At 71.8% G+C, this 22587-nt stretch carries 21 protein-coding genes and 2 tRNA genes; 15 read left to right on the top strand and 8 right to left on the bottom strand.

The window, feature by feature from the left end:
- The first annotated feature begins 22 nt into the window (after positions 1–22).
- The 4 genes from ACFO3J_RS13760 to ACFO3J_RS13745 all read left to right on the top strand — a co-directional run bounded on the left by ACFO3J_RS13760 (position 23) and on the right by ACFO3J_RS13745 (position 3312).
- Complete coding sequence (locus ACFO3J_RS13760) at positions 23–1126, top strand: SDR family oxidoreductase (protein ID WP_386429577.1); 1104 nt, start codon at positions 23–25, stop codon at positions 1124–1126.
- A 100-nt stretch (positions 1127–1226) separates the two neighbouring features.
- Complete coding sequence (locus tag ACFO3J_RS13755; RefSeq protein ID WP_386429576.1) at positions 1227–1739, top strand: molybdenum cofactor biosynthesis protein MoaE; 513 nt, start codon at positions 1227–1229, stop codon at positions 1737–1739.
- Between the two features lie 220 nt (positions 1740–1959).
- Entirely contained in the window at positions 1960–2232 is a 273-nt protein-coding gene (locus ACFO3J_RS13750; protein ID WP_386429575.1) for a hypothetical protein, read from the top strand.
- 9 nt (positions 2233–2241) lie between these two features.
- Entirely contained in the window at positions 2242–3312 is a 1071-nt protein-coding gene (locus ACFO3J_RS13745) for a YlbL family protein (RefSeq protein WP_386429573.1), read from the top strand.
- A gap of 82 nt (positions 3313–3394) precedes the next feature.
- Here the strand turns inward: ACFO3J_RS13745 and ACFO3J_RS13740 are convergent, their stop codons facing one another.
- Positions 3395–3961, bottom strand: a complete 567-nt coding sequence (locus ACFO3J_RS13740; RefSeq protein ID WP_386429571.1) for a PPA1309 family protein — start codon at positions 3959–3961, stop codon at positions 3395–3397.
- Between the two features lie 123 nt (positions 3962–4084).
- Here ACFO3J_RS13740 and ACFO3J_RS13735 point away from each other — a divergent pair, with 123 nt between their 5' ends.
- From ACFO3J_RS13735 to ACFO3J_RS13715, 5 genes are all read left to right on the top strand, one after another.
- On the top strand, positions 4085–6949 hold the full coding sequence (locus tag ACFO3J_RS13735; protein WP_386429570.1) for a UPF0182 family membrane protein: 2865 nt from the start codon (positions 4085–4087) through the stop codon (positions 6947–6949).
- Positions 6950–7041: 92 nt separating this feature from the next.
- A tRNA-Met gene (locus ACFO3J_RS13730) sits at positions 7042–7115 on the top strand.
- A 450-nt stretch (positions 7116–7565) separates the two neighbouring features.
- Positions 7566–9248, top strand: coding sequence for a tetratricopeptide repeat protein (locus ACFO3J_RS13725; protein ID WP_386430207.1), 1683 nt, complete (start codon positions 7566–7568; stop codon positions 9246–9248).
- A gap of 432 nt (positions 9249–9680) precedes the next feature.
- A tRNA-Met gene (locus tag ACFO3J_RS13720) sits at positions 9681–9757 on the top strand.
- A 192-nt stretch (positions 9758–9949) separates the two neighbouring features.
- Complete coding sequence (locus tag ACFO3J_RS13715; RefSeq protein ID WP_386429568.1) at positions 9950–11299, top strand: HEAT repeat domain-containing protein; 1350 nt, start codon at positions 9950–9952, stop codon at positions 11297–11299.
- A gap of 59 nt (positions 11300–11358) precedes the next feature.
- Here ACFO3J_RS13715 and ACFO3J_RS13710 read toward each other — a convergent pair whose 3' ends face one another.
- Positions 11359–11799: a Fur family transcriptional regulator gene (locus ACFO3J_RS13710; RefSeq protein ID WP_386429566.1), complete on the bottom strand. Its 441-nt coding sequence runs from the start codon at positions 11797–11799 to the stop codon at positions 11359–11361.
- A 134-nt stretch (positions 11800–11933) separates the two neighbouring features.
- Between ACFO3J_RS13710 and ACFO3J_RS13705 the strand changes: the two genes are divergently transcribed.
- Entirely contained in the window at positions 11934–13394 is a 1461-nt protein-coding gene (locus ACFO3J_RS13705) for a catalase (protein WP_386429564.1), read from the top strand.
- Between the two features lie 153 nt (positions 13395–13547).
- Here ACFO3J_RS13705 and ACFO3J_RS13700 read toward each other — a convergent pair whose 3' ends face one another.
- Both ACFO3J_RS13700 and hisN read right to left on the bottom strand, forming a co-directional pair.
- Positions 13548–13952 carry a CBS domain-containing protein gene (locus ACFO3J_RS13700; RefSeq protein WP_386429562.1) on the bottom strand — a complete coding sequence of 135 codons (405 nt, stop codon included), beginning with the start codon at positions 13950–13952 and terminating at the stop codon, positions 13548–13550.
- A gap of 188 nt (positions 13953–14140) precedes the next feature.
- The gene (hisN, locus tag ACFO3J_RS13695; RefSeq protein WP_386429560.1) at positions 14141–14980 is read right to left on the bottom strand and encodes a histidinol-phosphatase; all 840 of its coding nucleotides are present in this window, start codon (positions 14978–14980) and stop codon (positions 14141–14143) included.
- A 232-nt stretch (positions 14981–15212) separates the two neighbouring features.
- Here hisN and ACFO3J_RS13690 point away from each other — a divergent pair, with 232 nt between their 5' ends.
- Positions 15213–15767 (top strand): TetR/AcrR family transcriptional regulator, encoded by a 555-nt coding sequence (locus tag ACFO3J_RS13690; RefSeq protein ID WP_386429558.1) that lies wholly within the window; start codon positions 15213–15215, stop codon positions 15765–15767.
- Between the two features lie 12 nt (positions 15768–15779).
- On the opposite strand, the gene ACFO3J_RS13685 is transcribed toward ACFO3J_RS13690, so the two are convergent.
- From ACFO3J_RS13685 to ACFO3J_RS13670, 4 genes are all read right to left on the bottom strand, one after another.
- Positions 15780–16103 (bottom strand): DMT family transporter, encoded by a 324-nt coding sequence (locus ACFO3J_RS13685; protein WP_386429556.1) that lies wholly within the window; start codon positions 16101–16103, stop codon positions 15780–15782.
- A 160-nt stretch (positions 16104–16263) separates the two neighbouring features.
- Positions 16264–17265, bottom strand: coding sequence for a ribosome small subunit-dependent GTPase A (gene rsgA, locus ACFO3J_RS13680; protein ID WP_386429555.1), 1002 nt, complete (start codon positions 17263–17265; stop codon positions 16264–16266).
- A gap of 9 nt (positions 17266–17274) precedes the next feature.
- Positions 17275–18621 carry a 3-phosphoshikimate 1-carboxyvinyltransferase gene (gene aroA, locus ACFO3J_RS13675; protein ID WP_386429553.1) on the bottom strand — a complete coding sequence of 449 codons (1347 nt, stop codon included), beginning with the start codon at positions 18619–18621 and terminating at the stop codon, positions 17275–17277.
- A 119-nt stretch (positions 18622–18740) separates the two neighbouring features.
- Positions 18741–19454, bottom strand: a complete 714-nt coding sequence (locus ACFO3J_RS13670) for a M50 family metallopeptidase (protein WP_386429552.1) — start codon at positions 19452–19454, stop codon at positions 18741–18743.
- Between the two features lie 117 nt (positions 19455–19571).
- Here ACFO3J_RS13670 and ACFO3J_RS13665 point away from each other — a divergent pair, with 117 nt between their 5' ends.
- The 4 genes from ACFO3J_RS13665 to rsrA all read left to right on the top strand — a co-directional run bounded on the left by ACFO3J_RS13665 (position 19572) and on the right by rsrA (position 22320).
- The gene (locus tag ACFO3J_RS13665) at positions 19572–20387 is read left to right on the top strand and encodes an SOS response-associated peptidase (protein WP_386429550.1); all 816 of its coding nucleotides are present in this window, start codon (positions 19572–19574) and stop codon (positions 20385–20387) included.
- The gene (locus ACFO3J_RS13660; protein WP_386429548.1) at positions 20387–21061 is read left to right on the top strand and encodes an alpha/beta hydrolase family protein; all 675 of its coding nucleotides are present in this window, start codon (positions 20387–20389) and stop codon (positions 21059–21061) included. Before ACFO3J_RS13665 ends, ACFO3J_RS13660 begins: the two co-directional genes overlap by 1 nt.
- 291 nt (positions 21062–21352) lie before the next feature.
- Entirely contained in the window at positions 21353–22018 is a 666-nt protein-coding gene (locus tag ACFO3J_RS13655) for a sigma-70 family RNA polymerase sigma factor (protein WP_386430206.1), read from the top strand.
- Positions 22015–22320, top strand: coding sequence for a mycothiol system anti-sigma-R factor (gene rsrA / locus ACFO3J_RS13650; RefSeq protein WP_386429546.1), 306 nt, complete (start codon positions 22015–22017; stop codon positions 22318–22320). The genes ACFO3J_RS13655 and rsrA overlap by 4 nt, the downstream gene beginning before the upstream one ends.
- Positions 22321–22587: the final 267 nt, after the last annotated feature.

Here is a 22587-nt window from a genome sequence, read left to right as displayed (position 1 = left end):
AGACAACCGTGGGAGACACCCGGTGAGTTCCCCAGAAGGACACGTTCGCCCAGAGCGGAGCGCAGGCCGGGCCGCCGCGGGACCGGTCGTCGCGATCACCGGTGCGGCTTCCGGTGTCGGCCTCGCGCTGGCCCAGCGGCTGGTCGAATCCGACCAGGTCAGGAAGGTCGTGGCGATCGACGAGCGGCGCGGCGAGGTGCCCGGGGCGGCCTGGCGGGTGCTCGATGTGCGCGACCCGGCCATCGTCGACAAGCTGCGCGGCGCCGACGTGGTCGTCCACCTCGCGGTCGATCTCGATCTGGAGTCCGACGCCAAGGCCCGCTCCGCCTTCAATGTGCGCGGCACCCAGACCGTGCTGACCGCGGCCGCGGCGGCGGGCGTGCACCGGGCGGTGCTGTGCACCTCGGCGATGGTCTACGGCGCCCAGGCCGACAACGACGTCCCGCTCGCCGAGGACGCCCCGCTGCGCGCCACCTCCGAGGCCGGCTTCGTGGACGACCTGCTGGAGATCGAGCGGCTGGGGCGCCGCGCCCCCCGCGCGCACCCCGGCCTCAATGTGACGGTGCTGCGCCCGGCGATCCTGGTCGGCGGCACCGATACCGCGCTGACCCGCTACTTCGAGTCGCCGCGGCTGCTGGTGGTGGCCGGCAGCCGCCCCTGCTGGCAGTTCTGCCACGTCCAGGACCTGGTCTCGGCGCTGGAGTACGCGGTGCTGGAGAAGGTGGACGGCGAGATGACGGTGGGCTGCGACGGCTGGCTGGAGCAGGAGGAGGTCGAGGAGCTGTCCGGTATACGCCGGATGGAACTGCCGGCCTCGATCGCCTTCGGCGCGGCATCCCGGCTGCACCGGCTCGGTCTGACCCCCTCCCCGCCCGGCGACCTCGCGTACACGATGCACCCGTGGGTGGTCAGCGGCAGCAGGCTGCACGAGGCCGGGTGGCGACCGCGCTGGAGCAATGAGGAAGTGCTCGCCGAACTCCTGGAGGAGGTGGCGGGGCGCAATTCGGTGGCCGGCCGCCGTCTGGGCCGCAAGGACGCCACCGCGCTGGGCGCCGCGGGCGCCACCGTCGCCCTGGTGGGCGCCGCGGCCGCGGTCCGCCGGGCGCGCAAGCGCCGGGGCCTGTGAGCGGTCCCGCCACGGGCGGACGACAATGGAAGGCGCCTTCCGCAGCGCGGGCGGAACGGTCGGAACGGGCAGTACGGGCAGTACGGGCAGAAGAGGAGGCATGGTGAACGCGGCTTCGACGCACGGTCCCGGCGACTCCGGGGATTCCGCCGACCCCGGCGACTCGTACGGGCCCGGCCCCGACGGTCCGATCCGGCTGCTGGCCATCCGCGACACCCCGCTGTCGGTGGACGAGGTGTTCGCCGCGGTGGGTGACGACGCGGCGGGCGGCACCACCTTGTTCGTCGGCACGGTCCGCGACCACGACGGGCGCCCGGACGCGGCGGTCACCGCGCTGGCCTACTCCGCGCACCCCACCGCCGAGGCGGAGCTGCGCCGGGTGGCGGAGAAGGTCGCCGCGGACTTCCCGGTACGGGCGCTGGCCGCCGTGCACCGGGTGGGCGACCTGCGGGTGGGCGACATCGCGGTGGTGGTGGCGGTGTCCTGCCCGCACCGCGACGAGGCGTTCGCGGCCAGCCGGCGGCTGATCGACGACCTCAAGAGCGAGGTGCCGATCTGGAAGCACCAGACCTTCACGGACGGCGCGGAGGAGTGGGTGGGCGCGGGGCTCTGAGCTGCGCCCCCGCCCAGCCCCGCTCCCGGCCCCGCTCCAGAACCCGCCCCGGATCCTCCCCGCTCCCGGATCCTCCCCGCTCCTGCGCTTGCGGCCTCACCGTCCGTTAGTGGGACTTCCGGTTGCGTAACCCTGCGCCCCGACCCACCGTTGACTCACCGGATGGTTAATCTGCTCATAGGTCATATTTTGGTGCATATGGGGTCGGGAGAGTCACGCTGTGGCAGCACTCGCTTGGTTGATCATTCCGGTGGCCGCCGCGCTGCTGGCCACCCTGTGGGCCCGCTGGGCCGGACGCGCTCGCGGCGCGGGTGACGGCGAATCGCTCGCCGACTACGAGCGCTTCCGGCTGGCCATGGAGACGCTGGCCACGGAGGACGCCGTGAAGCACCTCGCCAAGGAGGACGACGTCATGGAGAGCCTGGGCGCGCAGGGCCAGGAAGCCGGTGAGGAGGATTCCCCCCGCGGGCCGGTTGTCGGACCTGTCCCGTAGGGTCGTTCCATGCCCCGCCGCACAGCGACGCTGATCGCCTCGACCCTCACGCTCATAGCGCTGTTGTGCGTAGCGCTGCTCACCCCCACTCCGTACTCCGAGATGTCACCCGGCCCGACCGTGAACACCCTGGGGGACTACGGCGGTGACATGGTGATCTCCATCACCGGACACCAGACCTATCCGGCCAGCGGGAATCTCAACATGACCACCGTGCGGGTCACCGGCGCCGACTACTCGATGAATCTGGTCGAGGGCGTGCTGGGCTGGCTGCGGCACGACGACAAGGTGGTCGAGCACGACACGCTCTATCCGTCCGGGCAGACCGCGCAGCAGGCCGACCAGCAGAACGCCGAGGAGTTCAGCGAGTCGCAGGACAGCGCCAAGGTCGCCGCCCTGGAGGAGCTGAAGATCCCGGTGCCGTCCGAGGTGATCGTCTCCGCCGTGGTCAAGGGCGGGGCGTCCGAGGGGGAGCTGCACGCCGGAGATGTGATCAAGGCGGTCGACGGCACCGCCATCACCAAGGCGGACCAGGTGGCGACCGCGGTCACCAAGCACAAGCCCGGCGAGCCGGTGACCTTCACCGTCGTCCGCGCCGCCGACGCCAAGAAGAAGTCGACGGCGACGCAGGACGTGAAGATCACCACCCGCACGTCGGCCGACACCGGACCGCGCCGTGCGGTGGTCGGCATCCAGGCCGGGGTCGAGCACATGTTCCCGTTCGCCATCGACATCAAGCTCGCCGATGTGGGTGGGCCCAGCGCCGGCATGATGTTCGCGCTCGGCATCGTGGACAAGCTCACCCCGGGCGACCTGACCGGCGGAAAGTTCGTGGCCGGCACCGGCACGATAGACGACAGCGGGAACGTCGGTCCGATCGGCGGCATCGGCCTGAAGACGATCGGCGCCCGCGACAAGGGCGCGAAGTTCTTCCTCACCCCGGCCGACAACTGTGAGGAGGCCGCCAAGGACATCCCCAGCGGCCTCACCCTGGTCAAGGTCAAGACGCTGCACGACGCGATGGCCGCCCTGGCGAACATCAAGGCGGGCAACGACAAGGCACTGCCCAGCTGCTCCTGAGGCGTAACCGGCGCGGACGCCGAGCGGAAACCTTCCTTCCGCTCGGCCCGGTCCGCTCGGCGGGCCGCCCGGCCGCCCCCGCTCAGCCCTCCTCGAAGGTCGCCGCCAGCGCCTCCGCCAGACCCGGCACCAGCTCCGCCCCGGTCAGCACCTCGGTCGGCGAGTCCTTCGCGCGCAGCCGCACCGCCGACTCACGGGCACCGTCCCGCAGCACCGCGACCGTCATCCGTACCTCCTGCCGCTGCGGGTGCTCGGCCACCCATGAGGCCAGCGCCTGGTCGTCCAGGTCCTCCGGCAGCGCCGATTCCGCGGACGGCGGCAGCATCAGCCGCTCCACGGTCAGCGCGCAGCCGGCGATCACCTCGGGCCAGGCGATGGTGGCCAGGAACTCGTCCAGCGGCTGTCCCGGCGGCAGTTCCTCCTGCTCGATCGGGGTCAGGCCGGCCGCGGCCTGCTCGGCCAGCCCCAACTGCTGGGCCAGGGCCGGTTCCTGGCTGCGCAGTTGTGCGGTGTCTACGAGGGCGAACAGCCGGGCGGGCTGATCCCAGCCGAGACCGGAGGCGTACGCGTCGATCTCCAGTACGGCCTGGGTCAGCGGGTTCGCGGCCAGGGGGGCGCCGTCTGCGGCGATGTTGGACATGGTCACCATCCTGCCTGTTCCCGGCCCGGAATCGGGAACCGGCCAAAGGGTAGGTAAGTTGCACGTGGGGGAGTCCGATCCGGGACGCCCCGCGAAACCGACATTTCGAGGTGCGGACCCTTGGTATTCCAGATGCCCGAGCGTGGCGGAGGGCTGCCCGGTCAGCGGGCCAGAGCGGTCCGTACCACCCGCGGCACCCGGACGCTGCTCATCACCATCGGCATCCTGGCCGTGCTGATGATCGCGTTCGTGATGTTCGCCGGGTTCTGGACCGATCTGCTGTGGTACCGGTCGGTGCACTTCTCCTCGGTGTTCACCACCATGCTGTGGACCAAGGTCGGGCTCTTCTTCGTGTTCGGGCTGCTGATGGCCCTCGCTGTCGGCTCCAACATCTTCCTGGCGCACCGGCTGCGCCCGCCGCTGAGCGCGATGTCGGTGGAGCAGCAGAGCCTGGACCGCTACCGGATGGGGATCGCGCCGTACAAGACCTGGGCGCTGCTGGGGATCTGCGCGGTGGTCGGGCTCATCGCCGGCGGATCGGCCACCGGGCAGTGGCGGCTGTGGCTGCTGACGACCAACGCCACCTCCTTCCATGTGAAGGACCCGCAGTTCCACAAGGACGTCTCCTTCTACGCCTTCGATCTGCCGTGGTACCGCTTCCTGCTGAGCTTCGGCTTCGCCGCCGTGGTGCTCTCGCTGATCGCCGCCGCGCTGGTGCACTACCTGTACGGGGGGCTGCGCATCACCTCGCCGGGCGGGCGGGCCACCGCCGCCGCGACCGGCCATCTGTCGGTACTGCTCGGCCTGTTCGTCTCGCTGAAGGCGGTCGCCTACTGGCTGGATCGCTACGGACTCGCGGTGAAGTCCAGCAGCGGGCTGAAGTCCGCCGACAACTGGACCGGCCTGCGCTATGTCGACGCGAACGCGTATCTGCCCGCCAAGACCATCCTGTTCTGCATCGCGGTGATCTGCGCCCTGCTGTTCTTCGCGACGCTGTGGCGGCGGACATGGTCGCTGCCCACGATCGGCTTCGGGCTGATGGTGCTGTCCGCGATCCTGATCGGCGGCCTGTACCCGGCGATCGTGCAGAAGTTCCAGGTGCAGCCGAACGAGGCGGCCAAGGAAGCGCCGTACATCCAGAAGAACATCGACGCCACCCGGGCCGCGTACGGCATCGCCGGCAGCCAGGTCTCCGACTACACCGGCACCAGCAAGGCGACCGCTTCGACGCTGCGGGCCGACAGCGCCGACACCGCCTCGATCCGGGTGCTGGACCCCAATGTGGTCTCGCCCACGTTCCAGCAGATGCAGCAGTCGCGCGGCTACTACTCCTTCCCCTCCACGCTCGACGTCGACCGGTACACCACCGGCGGCAAGGAGCAGGACACCGTGGTCGGCCTGCGCGAGCTGAACATCAACGGCATCCCGCAGAACAACTGGATCAACGACCACTTCAAGTACACCCACGGCTACGGCATAGTCGCCGCCAAGGGCACCGATGTGACCGGCAACGACCCGACGAGCAACGACCCCACCGGGCAGCCCGTCTACACCGAGCAGGACCTGCCGAGCACCGGCACCCTCGGCGGCTACCAACCGCGGATCTACTTCGGCGAGCAGACCACGCAGTACTCCATCGTCGGCGGCCCCACCAAGGAACTCGACTTCGCCGACAAGACCGGCGAGCAGTCGACCACCTACCACGGCAAGGGCGGCGTCAGCCTCAGCGACCCGGTGACCCGGGCCGCCTACGCGGTGACCTTCGGCGAGCCGCAGATCCTCTACTCCGGCGCCATCGGCAAGGGTTCGAAGATCCTCTACGACCGGACGCCCAAGGACCGGGTGGAGGCGGTCGCGCCCTGGCTGACCATCGACGGAGACCCGTATCCGGCGGTCGTCGACGGGCATGTGCAGTGGATCGTGGACGCCTATACCACGACCAACGGCTATCCGTACGCCTCCCGGACCACCCTCGGCGACACCACCACGGACTCGCTGACCAGCAACCAGCGTTCGGTGGTCGCCCAGCAGAATCAGGTCAACTACATCCGCAACTCGGTCAAGGCGACCGTGGACGCCTACGACGGCACCGTCAAGCTCTACCAGTGGGACACCGAGGACCCGGTGCTCAAGACCTGGATGAAGGCCTTCCCGAACACGGTGCGGCCCAAGGCGTCCATCCCGCCGGACCTGCTGTCGCATCTGCGCTACCCGCAGGACCTGTTCAAGGTGCAGCGGCAGCTGCTCACGAAGTACCACGTCACCAAGGCCGCGCAGTTCTACACCGGCAGCGAGGTGTGGCAGATCCCCGACGACCCGGCGTCCAAGTCGGGCAAGGCGGTGCCGCCGTACTACCTGAGCCTGAAGATGCCCGGCCAGAGCGGGCAGACCTTCTCGCTCACCTCGACCTTCACCCCCACCACCCGCCCCAATCTGGCGGCGTTCATCGCGGTGGACGCCGACGCCACCAGTCCGGACTACGGCACGATGCGGCTGCTCAAACTGCCCACCGACGCGCCGGTGGACGGGCCGCAGCTGGTGCAGAGCAAGTTCAACTCCGATTTCGCCCAGACGATAACGCTGCTGCGGGGCAAGGACTCCACGATCGAGTACGGCAATCTGCTCACGCTGCCGCTGGACGGCGGGCTGATGTACGTGGAACCGGTGTACGTACGCGGCGCGGACACCGACTACCCGCTGATGAAGAAGGTGATGGTCGACTTCGACGGGAAGATGGCGCTGGAGGACACCCTGGACGAGGCGCTGGGCTCCGTCTTCGGCACCACGGCCGGCACGCCACCGGCCAAGCCGAAGCCGCCGCCACCCGCGGCCGGCGCGAGCGGCGCCCTCCAGGACGCGCTGGACCGGGCCCAGCAGGCGTACGACGACGGGCAGTCGGCGCTGAAGGCCGGCGACTGGGGGAAGTACGGCGACGCCCAGAAGCGGCTGGCCGCCGCGCTGAAGGACGCGCGGGCGGCGGAGCGGAAGCCGGGCTGACCGGCCCCGACCAGTCCTGACCGGCCCGCATCGGGGCCGGTCAGGACTGGTCGGGCAAGATCCCGCACCGTGGTACGGTTGCGTCACAACAGCGCGGGGTGGAGCAGCTCGGTAGCTCGCTGGGCTCATAACCCAGAGGTCGCAGGTTCAAATCCTGTCCCCGCTACTGCTCGAAGAGGCCTGAAGTCAATAGACTTCAGGCCTCTTCACTTATATGGGGGACTTCGCACGTCAACCGTTTGATGTGACGCCTTGTCGGGAAGTCGACAAAACGCTGAAGTGACTGTGCGGGTTGCGGTATACCTGGTGTACGCCGGTAGCGGGTGGTGCGACGATGGGGCTTATGGGGGAGAGTGCGAGGCTGCTGAATACTCGTCAGAGCCATGGTCAGCGTGGGTCGACGGGCGATCTGTCCGTGCCCGCGGGCATTTCGGGGACCACGACGAACATGCTTGCGAACAACGGGATGAATGCGACGGTTGCGGCACTCCTGCCCGCGCCGCGCAGCGAGGACAGCGCGATTCACGCGGCCGGGGAAGGCGCGGGGGGTGCGGCCGGGGGGCCGCGTTCCGTGCCGGTGCTGCTGAGCGAGCTGCCCGACGAGGACACCCTCGCCATGCGCGAGGAGGCCGAGATCGAGGCGCGGCACCGCAGGGCCGCCGAGCAGGGCGATCCGGGGGCGATGAGCGCGCTGGGCACGCTGCTGCTGCGCCGCGGTGACCTGGACGCCGCCGAGCCGTTCCTGCGCGCCGCCGTCCAGCACGGCGACCGCGCCGCAGCCAACAACCTCGGCCTGCTGCTGAATCAGCACGGGCACGCCGAGGAGGCGGCCGGCTGGTGGCGGATCGCGGCGGTGGCCGGTTCGGCCGCGGCCGCGCACGCGCTCGGCCGCTTCTACCGGGAGCGGGGTGACGAGCCCGGCGCCGAGTACTGGCTGCGCCAGGCCGCCGAGTCCGGTCACACCCTGGGCGCCTACGCGCTCGCCGACCTGCTCGACCACCGCAGGGACGTGGGTGCCGAGCGGTGGTTCCGCGCCGCCGCCGAGCACGGGCACCGCGAGGCCGCCTACCGGCTGGCCCACGTCTGCGCCGAGCGCGGCGAGGATCACGAGGCCGAGCAGTGGTACCGGCAGGCCGCGGCCCGCCGCCACCGCCGGGCCGCGCTGCGCCTGGGCACACTGCTGGAGGAGCGCGGCGAGCTCAAGGAGGCCGGGCACTGGTATCTGACCGCCGCCCGGGACGGTGAGGCGCGGGCCGCCTGCGCGCTGGCCTTCCTGCTGCGCGACGCCGGCGACCTGGACCAGGCCGCCACCTGGTGGCGCCGCGCCGCCCAGGCCGGCGACGGCAACGCGGCCAACGCGCTCGGCGCGCTGCACGCCCAGGAGGGCGAGACGCAGACCGCCGAGCGCTGGTACCGCACCGCCATGGAAGCCGGCGATGTCAACGGCGCCTACAACCTGGGGTTGCTGTGCGCCGGTCAGGGCCGCAGCCCGCAGGCCGAGCAGTGGTACCGCAAGGCCGCCTACGCCGGGCACCGCGAAGCCGCCAACGCGCTGGCTGTCCTGCTGCTCCAGCGCGGCGACGCGGCCGGGGCGGAGCCGTGGCTCTCCAAGGCGGCCGAGGCGGGCAGCATCGACGCGGCCTTCAACCTGGGCATCCTGCACGCCGCCCGGGGCGACGAGAGCACCGCCCGCCGCTTCTACGAGCGGGCGGCCGCCTCCGGGCACGCCGAGGCCGCCCTCCAGGTGGCCATCGCGCTCCAGCAGGAGGGCGACCACCATGGCGCCGAGCGGCATCTGCGGTGCGCGGCCGGGGGCGGCAGCCCCGAGGCGGCGTTCCGGCTCGGCGCGCTGCTGGACCGCCGGGACCGGGAGGACGACGCGGAGGTCGCCGGATCGGGCTCGGTGGAGGCCGAGGAGTGGTACGAGCGGGCGGCCCGCCAGGGGCACCGCCGTGCGCAGGTCCGGCTCGGTATGTGCGCGGCCAAGCGCGGTGACGTGCTGGAGGCGGCCGGCTGGTACCGGCAGGCCGCCGAGGCCGGCTCGCGCAACGGCGCCTTCAACCTCGGGCTGCTGCTGGCCCGCGAGGGCAGTGAGCCGGAGGCGGCGCTGTGGTGGACCCGGGCGGCCAACGCCGGCCACGGCCGCGCCGCCCTGCGGATGGCACTGCTCTCGGCCCGCCGGGGCTCGCTGTCCGAGGCCCAGTCCTGGTGCGCCCGCGCCATCAGCTGCGGCCCGGCCGAAGTCGCCGAACGCGCGGCCCGCCTCACCGACGCGGTGGCCCACGAACTGACGGCCTGACGCCCCCGCCGTCGGGACCAACGGGCCACGGGCCCGGCACCCGCAGCCCGCTGGCGGGCCCGGCCGGCGCGCGGTTTCCGCGCCTCCTCGGCGCGGCATCCGGGTTCCGGGCGGTCCCGGCACCCCGGCCCGGTGGCGGGCCCGGCCCGCGTGCGGTTTCCGCGCCCTCTCAGCGTGCGCTGTCCCGGGTTGCGGGCGGGTCCGGCAGCCGAATCCTCGGGTGGGCGGACCGGCCAGGCCGCCGCTTGGCGCCGGGCGTCCGCGCCCTCTCAGCGTGGCGCGGCATCCGGGTTCCGGGCGTCCCGGCACCCCCAGCCCGGTGGCGGGCCCGGCCCGCGGCCCTTCGGCGGTGCGCCGCACCCCGGCGTTCAGCCCTCCCCCGTAAGTGATTTGGTGACTCACCCCCGGTGGTCTAAGCTGAGGACACAACGACGCGGGGTGGAGCAGCTCGGTAGCTCGCTGGGCTCATAACCCAGAGGTCGCAGGTTCAAATCCTGTCCCCGCTACCAATGAAGAGTCAGGGCCCGGAGGTTCGCCTCCGGGCCCTGACTCTTCATTTCGCCCGTTAGTCTTATTAGGGCAAAGTCCGGCCGAATCACCTTGGTCCCGATCCCCCGCCGCGCGATCCTGGTGCGGTAGGACGGGGCGAGCCGTGGAGGCGGGATTTGCTGCGCAGACGGCGGGGGCGATCCGCACAGGCGGTGGTGGACACGGGCCGCTGGGATGTGTGGTGCGGCCGGGCGGCCGGCAGCGGACGGCGTGAGGACGCGGTGGAACTGCTCGCCGCACTGCGCCAGGTGCGGGCCAGCGGCCAGCCACACGACCGGATCGCCGCGCTGGACGCACTGAGCCGGGCGCCCGCCGCCCTGCTGATCCTCCTGGACCGTTACGCCCGCACCGACACCCCCGCCCGGGTCTTCGGCGGACCCCCTGACGTCGACCGCGGCGACCTCGGCCCGGGACTGCTGCTCGCCTCGCTGGACGCCGACGGCCGGGTGCGCGAAGCCGCCGTCGAGGGCCTGGCCGGGTGCGGTGGCCCGCTGGCCGCCGCCGCGCTCGCGCTGCGCACCGTCGACTGGGTGCCCCAGGTCAGGGAGCGCGCCACCTCGGCGCTGCTGCTGCGCAGCGCGCCCGACGAGGTGGCCGCCGCGGTGCGGGTCCTGCTCCGGCTGGAAGCCCGCAGCCGCTCCGGCGGGCTGCTCGCCGCCTACCGGACGGTGCTCGGGGAGCCTCCGCACCGGCGGGCGGTACGCGCGCTCGCGGTGGACGCCGACCCCGCCGCCCGCCGGTTCGGCGTGGAACTCGCGCTGGACCTGGGGGAGTACGTCAAGGGCGACCTGCTGCGGGCCGCGCTGCACGACCACGACGAGGTGTGCCGGCGGCTGTGCGCCCAGCGGCTGCTGGAGATCGACCCCGAGCAGGCCGGCCGGCTGCTGCGGGCCCGCGGCGCCGGGGTGCGGGAGCTGGCGGTGGCCGCGCTGCCCGCCGATGTGCCCGCCACCCGGCTGGTCGCGCTGCTCGCCGACCGGGCCAGGATGGTCCGGGTGCAGGCCCGCTGGCAGCTCTACCAGCGCGGCGAACCGCCCGCCGACGTCTACCGCAAGCAGTTGCGCCGGGCCGGACGCAGCGAAGCCTCGCCCCGGCTGCTGGCCGGACTCGTGGCCGGCCTGGGGGAGTGCGGGGACGCCGCGGACGCGCCGCAACTGGCCCGGCTGCTCACCGACCCGCACGCGATCGTCCGCCGGGCGGCGGCCCGCGCGGTGGGCCGGCTGGCCAAGCCCGACGAGCTGGTGGGGTTATTGGGCCCGCTCGCCACCGACCGCGACCAGGGTGTGGCGCGCGAGGTGTTCGAGGCGCTGTCCCGGGTGCCGGACGACGTACCGGTGGAGACGCTGTGGATCGGCCGGACCCGTACCGAGCCGGCCGTACGCGCACTCGCCGAGCGCATCGGCAGGCACAGCCGCACTCCGGCGGGTGGGTCGGCCAGGACACCGCTGCCCGGGGCCGGACGGGTGAATCCGACGGTGGGAGTCACGACAGCGGAGCGGTGACGTCAAGCGGTGACGTAAAGCCGTGACGTCGAAACCGTGACGACGAAGCGGTGGCGGAGCTAGGCCGGCTGACGCCCCGACAGTGCACGCCGCGAGCAGTCCGGGCACAGCCCCCGGTAGGTGACTTCCACCTCGGAGACCGTGAAGCCGAAGCGTTCACCGCTCGGCAGTGCCGCCAGCGGGTCCCCGTTCGGGTGAACATCGCGGATCGTGCCGCAGCTGGAGCAGACCAGGTGCTGGTGCGGATGATGCGCGTTCGGGTCGTACCGCTTGGCGCGGCCGTCGGTGGCGACCTCGATGATCTCGCCGATACTGACCATCTCGCCCAGCGTGTTGTAAACGGTCGCCCGGGAGATCTCCGGCAGCCGTTCGATGGCACGGGCGTGCACCTCGTCGGCTGTGAGGTGTACATGGTCGCCGTCGAGGACCTCGGCCACGACCCGGCGCTGCGCGGTCAGCCGCCAGCCCCGGGTCCGCAGACGTTCCAGCAGGTCGCTCATATGTATCAGCCTAACAGTGGGGGCTCAGAACCCGAACGAGTCCTTGACTGGTCTCTTTCTTGACTTGGACAGTGTCTATCGTAGGATCGAGTCTGGCGACAGCCAAGGGACAGGTCGATTCCAGGGAGACACACGTGACTGTTCAGGAGACGGGTCCGCTGACCACCGAGTCCGGGGCGCCGGTCGCGGACAATCAGAACAGCGAGACGGCCGGCCTCGGCGGTCCCGTTCTGGTCCAGAGCCAGCACCTGCTGGAGAAACTCGCGCACTTCAACAGGGAGCGCATCCCGGAGCGCGTCGTGCACGCCCGCGGCGCCGGCGCGTACGGCACCTTCACGCTGACCCGTGACGTCTCGCAGTGGACCCGGGCGAAGTTCCTGTCCGCGGTGGGCAAGCAGACCGAGACGTTCCTGCGGTTCTCCACGGTGGCGGGCAACCTCGGCTCGGCCGACGCGGTGCGCGACCCGCGGGGCTTCGCGCTGAAGTTCTACACCGAGGACGGCAACTACGACCTCGTCGGCAACAACACCCCGGTGTTCTTCATCAAGGACGCCGTCAAGTTCCCGGACTTCATCCACACCCAGAAGCGCGACCCGTACACCGGCTCGCAGGAGGCGGAGAACATCTGGGACTTCTGGGGGCTGAGCCCGGAGTCCACCCACCAGGTCACCTGGCTGTTCGGCGACCGCGGCATCCCGGCGAGCTACCGGCACCTGAACGGCTACGGCTCCCACACGTACCAGTGGAGCAACGAGGCCGGCGAGGTCTTCTGGGTCAAGTACCACTTCAAGACCGACCAGGGGATCAAGAACCTCACCCAGGACGAAGCAGTCAAGCTCTCCGGCGAGGACACCGACAGCCACCAGCGCGACCTGCGCGAGGCCATCGAGCGCGGCGACTTCCCGTCCTGGACGGTGCAGGTCCAGGTGATGCCGGCCGCCGACGCGGCGACCTACCGCTTCAACCCGTTCGACCTCACCAAGGTGTGGCCGCACGAGGACTACCCGCCGATCGAGATCGGCAAGCTGGAGCTGAACCGCAACCCGGAGAACGTCTTCGCGGAGGTCGAGCAGTCGATCTTCTCGCCGGCGCACTTCGTCCCCGGTATCGGCCCGTCCCCGGACAAGATGCTGCAGGGCCGGCTGTTCGCCTACGGCGACGCCCACCGCTACCGGGTCGGGATCAACGCCGACCATCTGCCGGTGAACCGGCCGCACGCCACCGAGGCGCGCACCCACAGCCGGGACGGTTACCTCTACGACGGGCGCCACGCGGGCGCCAAGAACTACGAGCCCAACAGCTTCGGCGGCCCGTTCGAGACCGCCCGCCCGCTCTGGGAGCCGGCCGCGGTGACCGGCACCACGCAGTACAGCCCGGCGCCCTCGCACGCCGAGGACAACGACTTCGTGCAGGCCGGCAATCTCTACCGGCTGATGTCCGAGGACGAGAAGACCCGGCTGATCGACAACCTCGCGGGCATGATCGCCAAGGTAACCCGCGACGACATCGTCGAGCGCGCGATCAACAACTTCCGCCAGGCGGACGCTGACTACGGCAAGCGGCTCGACACCGCGGTCCAGGCCCTCCGCGGCTGATCCGACCGCTTGACCGTCGGAGGAGACGGGCGGCCCGCTCCGGCGGGCCCACCCGTCGCCCCCAAGGCCGATGGGGCCGGACGCCATGGGGCTCCGGCCCCATCGCCATGCCCGCGCGGCCCAGGTCCGGGCCGCGCGGGAGGCGCCGGACGCTCAGGCGTGCACGGGTGACTTGGCCGCTGTCCTGGCCGGGGCCCAGCAGCGCACGATGTCGCGGACCGAGACGATGCCGACCAGGTCGCGGCCTTCGAGCACGATCAGGTGGCGGAAGTCGCCGTGCAGCATGGCCGCCGCCGCGTCGGCCAGCGTCCAGCGCGGGGCGGCGAAGACGACATCGGTCGTGGTGTGGGCGTGCACGGGTTCGCGGTCCGGGTCGAGCCCGGCGCCGACGGCGTCGAGGACATCGCGTTCGGTGAGGATGCCGAGGCCGCAGGTGTCGGGATCGAGGACGATCGCCGCCCCGACCCGGCGGGCGGACATCAACCGCGCGGCCTGACGGAGGGTGTGGGCGGGGCCGACGGTGAGGACCACCGAGGACATGGCGTCGCGAACCAGCATGTGGGGATACCTCCTGGGCGGGCGGCCGTTGACGGCGGCCCTTCCGTGGACGGTGCGCGCGTGAACGGCTTCACAAGTTCACAAGCGGGGGCAATCCCCATGTTCACATGCCACTTGGACCCCGACAAGAGAGCGCGCAAGGCGTCCGACCGGCGCGTGTGATCGTCGCGAGCGGGTGCGTACGCCCGTCACGCCCGTCCCAGATACCCCAGCATTTCCTCGTGCAGCAGTCCGTTGGAGGCCCCCGCGTTGGCGCCGAACGGCCCCGGCGCCCCGTCCAGCGAGGTGAAACGGCCGCCCGCCTCCCGGACGATCACCTCATTGGCCGCCATGTCCCACACACTCAGCTCGGGCTCGGCGCAGAGGTCCACCGAGCCCTCGGCGACCATCATGTACGGCCAGAAATCCCCGTAGCCGCGGGTCCGCCAGCACGCCCGGGTCAGATCGAGGAAGCCGTCCAGCCGGCCCTCCTCCTCCCAGCCGCCCAGCGAGGAGTACGCGAACGACGCGTCCTCCAGCCGGCCGACGTCGGACACCCGCAGCCGCTTCGCCGAGGTGAGACCGCGCCCGGTGTACGCGCCGGCGCCCTTGGCCGCCCACCAGCGCCGGTTCAGCGCGGGGGCGGACACTACGCCGACCACCACCTCGTCGCCGTCCGCGCCCCGCTCCGCCAAGGCGATCAGGGTCGCCCACACCGGCACCCCGCGCACATAGTTCTTGGTGCCGTCGATCGGGTCGATGATCCAGCGGCGCGCCGCGCCGTCGCCCCGGCTGCCGTACTCCTCGCCCAGCACCGCGTCGAGCGGCCGGGCCCGGCCGAGCCGCTCGCGGATCAGCTCCTCGGCGGCGCGGTCGGCCTCGCTGACCGGTGTCAGGTCCGGTTTGGTCTCGACCTTGAGGTCGAGTGCCTGGAAGCGGGCCATGGTCGCGGCGTCGGCGGCGTCCGCCAGCGCGTGGGCCAGCCGCAGGTCGTCCTGGTAGTCGGGGTGATCGGCGTGATCGGCGTGATCAGGAATGTCGTCGGGCATAGGGCGAACCCTAGCGATCGGCCACGCCCGCCGCTCAGCCGTATCGGCGTCCGGACCGGGGCCCGCAGCCGCCTTCGTACCCGCGTTCGTACCCGTGTCCGCAGCCCGTCCGCAGCCCGTCCGCAGCCGTGTCCGCAGGTCGCGCGAAGCCTTGACAGCACCGGTCACCGCGTCAATTCTTTCCGGACAGCCGCGGAACGGCGCGGCGGTGCGTGGCGGGTTGGAGGCGACGATGCCTACCACCAGGGAGACCCTGCTGGACGCGGCCTTCGCCGCGCTCGCGGACCGGCCGTGGACCGCGATCCGCATGGTCGAGGTGGCCGCGGCGGCCGGGGTGTCCCGGCAGACCCTCTACAACGAGTTCCGCAGCAAGGACGGGCTGGTCCGGGCGCTGATCCTGCGCGAGACCCAGGCGTATCTGATCGGTGTGGAGCGGTCGATCGCCCTCGCCGCACGGGACGGCGGTGACCCGGGGGAGTGCTTCGCCGCCGCCGCGGGCTGGACCCTGCGGTCCGCCCGCCGCAGCCCACCGATCCGGGCCGCCCTCACCGGCCGCCCCGGCGACCGGCTGCCGCTCCCCGATCTGGTGCCGGCCCTCCACGTCCGTACGGTCGACGCCCTCGTCCGCGGCTTCCCGCGCCTGCGCCCGGACGACATCGCCTGGGCCTGCGAGGCCGCGATCCGCCTCACCTTGTCCTATGTCGTCGCCCCGGCCCCCTCCGACGAGGCCGCGTGCCTGAGGGTGGCGCGGCTGGTGCGGAGCTTGCTGGCCCTGCCGCCCGCGTAGGCGGCGGCAGCGTCAGTGGGAGGAGCCGGAGATCTGGAGGCCGATGACGCCGACGATGACCAGGGAGATCGAGACCAGCTTCAGCGTGGAGACCAGGTCGCCCAGGAACGCCATGCCGTAGATCGCCGTGCCCGCCGCGCCGATACCGGTCCAGACCGCGTAGGCCGGGCCCACGTCGAGCTTCTTCAGCGAGAGGGTGAGCAGGCCGAAGGAGCCGAGGGCGAACAGGCAGAAGGCGACGGTCGGCCACAGGCGGGTGAAGCCGTGGGACAGCTTGAGGCAGACCGCGAATCCTGTCTCGAAGATGCCCGCGACCACCACCAGGAGCCAGGCCATCGGGTGCCTCCGTTCCCGCTCGTTCTGTCGTGCCCCGCGCACTGTGCGCTGCTGATCATCACACAGCATGCCCGTAAACGGCACAGATACGGGAGGCGGCCGCCGTGCTCGCGGTCGTGCGCGCCCGCTCCCGGTCGGCTCCCGATTGTCTCCCGGTCGCTCAGTCCCCTTCGCGCCGCTCCCGCGTCGCCAGCAGCCGCCGCAGCGAGTCCAGCCGGGCCGGCTCGGCGTGGCCGGCCGCCACCCAGGCGTCCAGCGCGCACTCCGGCTCGTCGTGGGTGCAGCCGCGCGGGCACTCCTCGGTGCCCGGCTCCAGATCGGGGAACGCCTGGATGACCCGGGACGGGTCGATGTGGTGCAGCCCGAAGGACCGTACGCCGGGGGTGTCGATCACCCAGCCCGAGTTGCCGGGCAGCGGCAGCGCCAGCGCCGAGGTGGTGGTGTGCCGGCCCCGGCCGGTCACCGCGTTGACCTGGCCGGTGGTCCGCTGCCGCGCCACGAGCGCGTTGACCAGGGTGGTCTTGCCGACGCCGCTGTGGCCGACGAAGGCGGTGACCTTGTCGGCGAGCCGCTCGCGGATCTGGTCCACCCCGCCGGTCAGGAAGTCGTCCCGGTTGGTGACCACATACGACAGGTCCAGCGCGCCGTAGGTCTCCAACAGCGGTTCCGCGGCGGCCAGATCGGACTTGGTGAGCACCAGCAGCGGAGTGAGTCCGGCGTCGTAGGCGGCGACCAGGCAGCGGTCGATCATCCGCGGCCGGGGCTCGGGGTCGGCCAGCGCGGTGACGATCGCCAGCTGGTCGGCGTTGGCGACCACCACCCGCTCGAACGGGTCGGTGTCGTCGGCCGTACGGCGCAGCACCGATGAGCGCTCCTCGACCCGTACCACCCTGGCCAGCGTGTCCTTGGCGCCGGACAGGTCGCCGACGACCGCCACCCGGTCGCCCACCACCGCGGATTTGCGGCCCAGTTCGCGGGCCTTCATGGCGACGACCTCGCGGTCGTCCACCAGGACGTGCAGCCTGCCGCGGTCCACGGTGAGCACCATGCCCTCGGAGGCGTCCTCGTGCTTGGGCCGGATGCTGGTACGCGGCCGGTTGCCCTTGGTGTTGGGCCGGACCCGGATGTCGTCCTCGTCGGGGTTCTTGCCGTAGCGGCGCATGACGGGCGGTCAGCCCCGCGTTCCGGTACAGGACATGCCGTCGGAGCCGGCCAGCATGCCGGTCCACAGCTCGGGGAAGTCGGGCAGGGTCTTCGCGGTCGTCGCCACGTTCTCCACTTCGATGTCGGGGACCACCAGGCCCAGTACGGCCGCCGCGGTGGCCAGCCGGTGGTCCTCATAGGTGTGGAACACGCCGCCGTGCAGCGGCATCGGGCGGATCCGCAGGCCGTCCTCGGTCTCGGTGACGTCGCCGCCGAGCCCGTTGATCTCCTTGGCCAGCGCGGACAGCCGGTCCGTCTCGTGCAGCCGCAGGTGCGCGATCCCGGACAGCACCGACTCGCCGTCGGCCAGCGCGGCGACCGCGGCGATCACCGGGGCCAGCTCGCCGACCTCGTGCAGATCGGCGGTGATCGCCTGCACCTTGCCCGAACCGGTCAGCGTCAGCCCCCGGTCGTCGAGTTCGCAGGAGCCGCCCATCAGCGTGAACAGACCGCGCAGCGCGTCGCCCGGCTGGGTGGTGCGGCGCGGCCAGCCGGGAATGACGACCCGGCCGCCGGTGACCAGCGCGGCGGCCAGGAAGGGCGCCGCGTTGGACAGATCGGGCTCCACCGTCAGATCACGCCCGAGCAGCGCGCTGGGCGCGACCCGCCACACATCGCGGGTGCCGCCGTCCTGCGGGGCGTCCACCTTGGCGCCCGCTATCCGCAGCATGTCCACGGTCATCCGGATGTGCGGCAGCGACGGCAGCGTACGGCCGGTGTGCCGCAGCTCCAGCCCCTTGTTGAAGCGCGGTCCGGACAGCAGCAGACCGCTGACGAACTGCGAGGAGGACGACGCGTCCACCTCCACCGCGCCGCCTGTCAGCGAGCCGGCGCCGTGCACGGTGAGCGGCAGCGCGCCGCGGCCCTCGTCGTCGATCCGGGTGCCGAGCTGGCGCAGCGCGTCGATCACGCCGTGCAGCGGGCGCTCGGAGGCCCGCGCGTCGCCCTCGAAGCGGACGGGGCCGTCGGCGAGCGCCGCGACCGGCGGCAGGAAGCGCATCACGGTGCCGGCGTTGCCGACGTCCACGGTGGCCGGGCCGTGCAGTCCGGCCGGGATGATCCGCCAGGCCTCGCCGCCGGCCGGGTTCACCACCTCGTCGATCTGCGCGCCCATCGAGCACAGCGCCTCGGCCATCAGGATCGTGTCGCGGCTGCGCAGCGGCCGGCGCACCCAGCCGGGTTCGGTGGACAGGGCGGCGAGCACGAGGGCGCGGTTGGTCACCGACTTCGAGCCGGGCACCGTGACGGTGGCGTCCACGGCGCCGGGCGCGCTCGGGGCACGCCAGAGGTCGGGTTGCTCGGTGCGGTCGGTCATGAGGCCCAAGCGTAGTGGCTGCGGTACAGGGAGATAAGTCGGCGAATCCGGCGAAACCTGCTGGAAAACGGATGCCGGAGCTACTGCGTCACTCCTGACCCTCCCGGCCGCCGCCCGCTTCACCGCAGCAGCAGCCAGCGGGCGCCGCCGACCAGGGAGAACAGCGCTGTCGCGTAGAAGAGCAGCATCCACAGCGCGGCCGGGGTGCGGGTGAGCCGGGCCAGCTGGTCGGCGTCCGAGGTGCCGCTGCGGTCCCGCCGCCTGCTGCGCTGCAGCTCGGCCACCGGCCGCGAGCCGCCGGCCAGCAGGAACCACACCACCAGATAGGCGAAGGCGGCCTGCACCTGCGCCTCGGTCAGCCAGGACACCAGCAGGAACAGCGCCGCGGTGATCACCACGGTCAGCGCGCCGTACGCGTTGCGGATCATCACCAGCATGACCAGCAGCAGCGCGGTCGCCCCCCACAGCAGCGCGGTGATGTGCCCGGCGGCCAGCAGGGCGGCGCCCGCCAGGCCCAGCAGCGGCGGCGCCGTGTAGCCGGCCGCCGCGGTCAGCACCATGCCGGGGCCGTGCGGCTTGCCGCGCGAGACGGTCAGGCCCGAGGTGTCCGAGTGCAGTCGTATACCGTCCAGCCGGCGGCCGCTGAGCAGCGCCACCAGACCGTGGCCGCCCTCGTGCGCGATGGTCACCGCGTTGCGGACGATCCGCCACACGCTCCGGGTCAGCACCGCGGCGAGCGCGAGCAGGGCGGTCGCGACGACCAGCCAGCGCGACGGGTCGGGCTGGCTGCCGGTCAGGCGGTCCCACATCTCGGTGATGCTCGCGACGTTCATACGGCGATCGTTCCTCTGCTTCCTGTGCGTTCTTCGGATGCGTCCACGAGGGCGCCGAAGCCGCCATTTTCCGGGGGGACTTCGGTTTCGGGCCGCGGTCGTGGCAGTGTGGCAGCCATGTGCGGTCGATACGCGGCGAGCCGGAAACCCGATGATCTCGTGGACCTCTTCGAGGTCGGGAAGTGGGATCCCACCGAGACCGTGGCCCCGGACTGGAACGTCGCCCCGACGAAAGAGGTCCTCGCCGTACTGGACCGTCCGGTGCGGGACTCCGGTTCCCCGGAACCGGTACGGCAGCTGCGGGTGCTGCGCTGGGGGCTCGTCCCGTCCTGGGCGAAGAACCCCGAGGGCGCCGCCCGGCTGATCAACGCGCGGGCCGAGACGGTGCACGAGAAGCCGTCCTTCCGCCGCGCGCTGACCGCCCGCCGCTGCCTGATACCCGCCGACGGCTACTACGAGTGGGTCACCGGTGAGCAGGAGCGCCGGCTGGAGGAGGAGGGGAAGAAGAAGCGGCCCCGCAAGCAGCCGTACTTCGTCACCCCCGCCGACGGATCGGTGTTCGCGATGGCCGGGCTGTACGAGTTCTGGCGGGACCGGAATCTGCCGGACGACCACCCGCGGGCCTGGTGGAGCACCTGCACGGTGATCACCACCGCCGCCGAGACCGGCGACCTCGCCGGCTACCAGGGGCAGGGACCGCGCTCACTGGCCGAAATCCACCCGAGGATGCCGCTCATGCTCACCCGGGACCGGTGGTCGGCCTGGCTCGATCCGGCCACCACCGAGCCGGACGAACTCCGGGAACTGCTGGCGGCGCCGCCCACCGGCCTGCTGCGGGCCTTCCCGGTCGGTACGGCGGTCAGCAGCGTACGCAACAACGGGCCGGAGCTGGTCGAGGAGCTGGCGGCGCCCGAGGAGGAGACACTGTTCTGATGCGGCAACCGGAGCGGGAACCCGAGCGGCGCCTCGTCGACACCCCGAGCGGCAAGGCCCGGATCAGCTGGTACGAGTCGGGCGCGGCCCGCAGTGTGCTGGCGCTCGGGCACGGCGCCGGCGGCGGCGTCGAGGCTCGGGACCTGGCGGCGCTGGCGGCCGGTCTGCCGGAGCACGGGGTGACGGTGGCGCTGGTGGAGCAGCCCTGGCGGGTGGCGGGCAAGCGGCTGGCCCCGGCGCCGAAGACGCTGGACGCCGGCTGGAGCGCGCTGTGGCCCGCCCTGGCCGAGCCGGGGCTGCCCGTCGTCGCAGGTGGGCGCAGCGCCGGGGCCCGGGTCGCCTGCCGTACGGCGGGGGCGCTGGGCGCCGCGGCCGTCCTCGCGCTGGCCTTTCCGCTGCACCCGCCGGGCCGGCCGGAGAAGTCCCGGCTGGACGAGCTGGCGCTGGCCGCCGGCGCCTGCCCGCTGCTCGTCGTCCAGGGCGCCCACGACCCCTTCGGCCGCCCCAATGAATTCCCGCCGCCGCACAATCCCAGCCCGGTCCCCTACGGCGACCACGCCTTCGCCGTCCCCAAGCGCGCACCGCTCACCCAGGAGGCCGCACTCACGCAGCTCACCGGGATCGTCACGCGCTGGCTGGCCGGCCTCGGCCTGGGCGGCGCGGCGGCGGGCTGATCCGGCCGGCCGGCGGCCCGCTTATGCCCGGGAATGACGGCCGCATCCCTTGCGTTATGGGTGTCGACAGGATCGACACGGGGTGTGAGGAGAGGCAGCCGCATGGTTTCAGCCGCATGCCGGCCGAGCGCGCAGGGCACCGCGCAGTCGGGCGTAGCCGTGCCGTACCTGGACTGGACCCAGTGGTCCAACAAGGACGACGGCAAGGCCGCATCGGGCGTGCCCATCCCCGGTGCAATATCCTCCCAGACGAGCGTGTCCACTTTGGGACGCGCTGGCGTTTCTGAGGAGGTGGGTCCGGTCACCGGCACCGACGACAGCACGGCGGAAACCGCGGGTGCGTCCGGTCAGGCGGCACGAGAGAGCGAGTCGGAGCGCAGCGAGCGCTTCGAGCGGGACGCTTTGAGCTTCCTCGACCAGATGTACTCGGCCGCGCTGCGGATGACCCGCAATCCGGCCGACGCGGAGGACCTGGTGCAGGAAACGTACGCGAAGGCGTACGCGTCCTTCCACCAGTTCCGCGAGGGCACGAACCTGAAGGCCTGGCTCTACCGCATCCTCACCAACAGCTTCATCAACTCCTACCGCAAGAAGCAGCGCGAGCCGCTGCGCAGCGGGTCGGAGGAGATCGAGGACTGGCAGCTGGCCCGCGCCGAGTCGCACATGTCGACCGGTCTGCGGTCCGCGGAGTCGCAGGCGCTGGACCACCTGCCCGACTCGGACGTGAAGTCCGCGCTCCAGGCGATCCCGGAGGAGTTCCGCATCGCGGTCTACCTCGCGGATGTCGAGGGCTTTGCCTACAAGGAGATCGCGGACATCATGGGAACACCCATCGGGACGGTGATGTCCAGGCTGCATCGCGGGCGTCGCCAGTTGCGCGAGCTGCTGGAGGACTACGCCCGGGACCGCGGGCTCGTCCCCGCGGGCGCGGGAGATCAGAAGGGCGCGGATTCATGAGTTGCGGCCACGCACATGAGACGGACTGCTCCGAGGTGCTCGACCACCTCTATGAGTATCTCGACGACGAGATGTCCGCGGACGCCTGCACCAAGTTCAAGGAGCACTTCGAGGAGTGCCACCCCTGCTTGGAGAAGTACGGGCTGGAGCAGGCGGTGAAGAAGCTGGTCAAGCGGTGCTGCGGCTCCGACGACGTGCCCAGCGACCTGCGCTCGAAGGTGATGATGCGGATCGAGCTGATCCGCTCCGGCGAGTCCGTGCCCGAGGCGGGTGCGTTCACCGAGGCGCCCACCGCCACCTGATCCGTCCCCCGACGTACCCCTACCTCACCCGTTCGGGTGAGTGCCGGCGCCCTCCCCTGCCCGGGTGGGCGCCCCCGCACCCTCCGACCTGGACATGGTTGGATGCCGGTGGGGATGGCAAGGAGACCAGGTGAGGACCGTGCACTCAACGGCGAGCGGCGGACCGCACCGGGCCAGGCTGAGACCGGGGCCAAAGTGTGCAAGGTTGGTGTCGTACGGGGTTGCGCGGAAGGCCGTACGGGGGGACGAGATCGTGGTGCGGGAAGG

This window comes from Streptomyces polygonati (genome assembly GCF_042650325.1).
Classification (GTDB): domain Bacteria; phylum Actinomycetota; class Actinomycetes; order Streptomycetales; family Streptomycetaceae; genus Actinacidiphila; species Actinacidiphila polygonati.
This window is presented reverse-complemented; position numbering and strand designations above follow the sequence as displayed.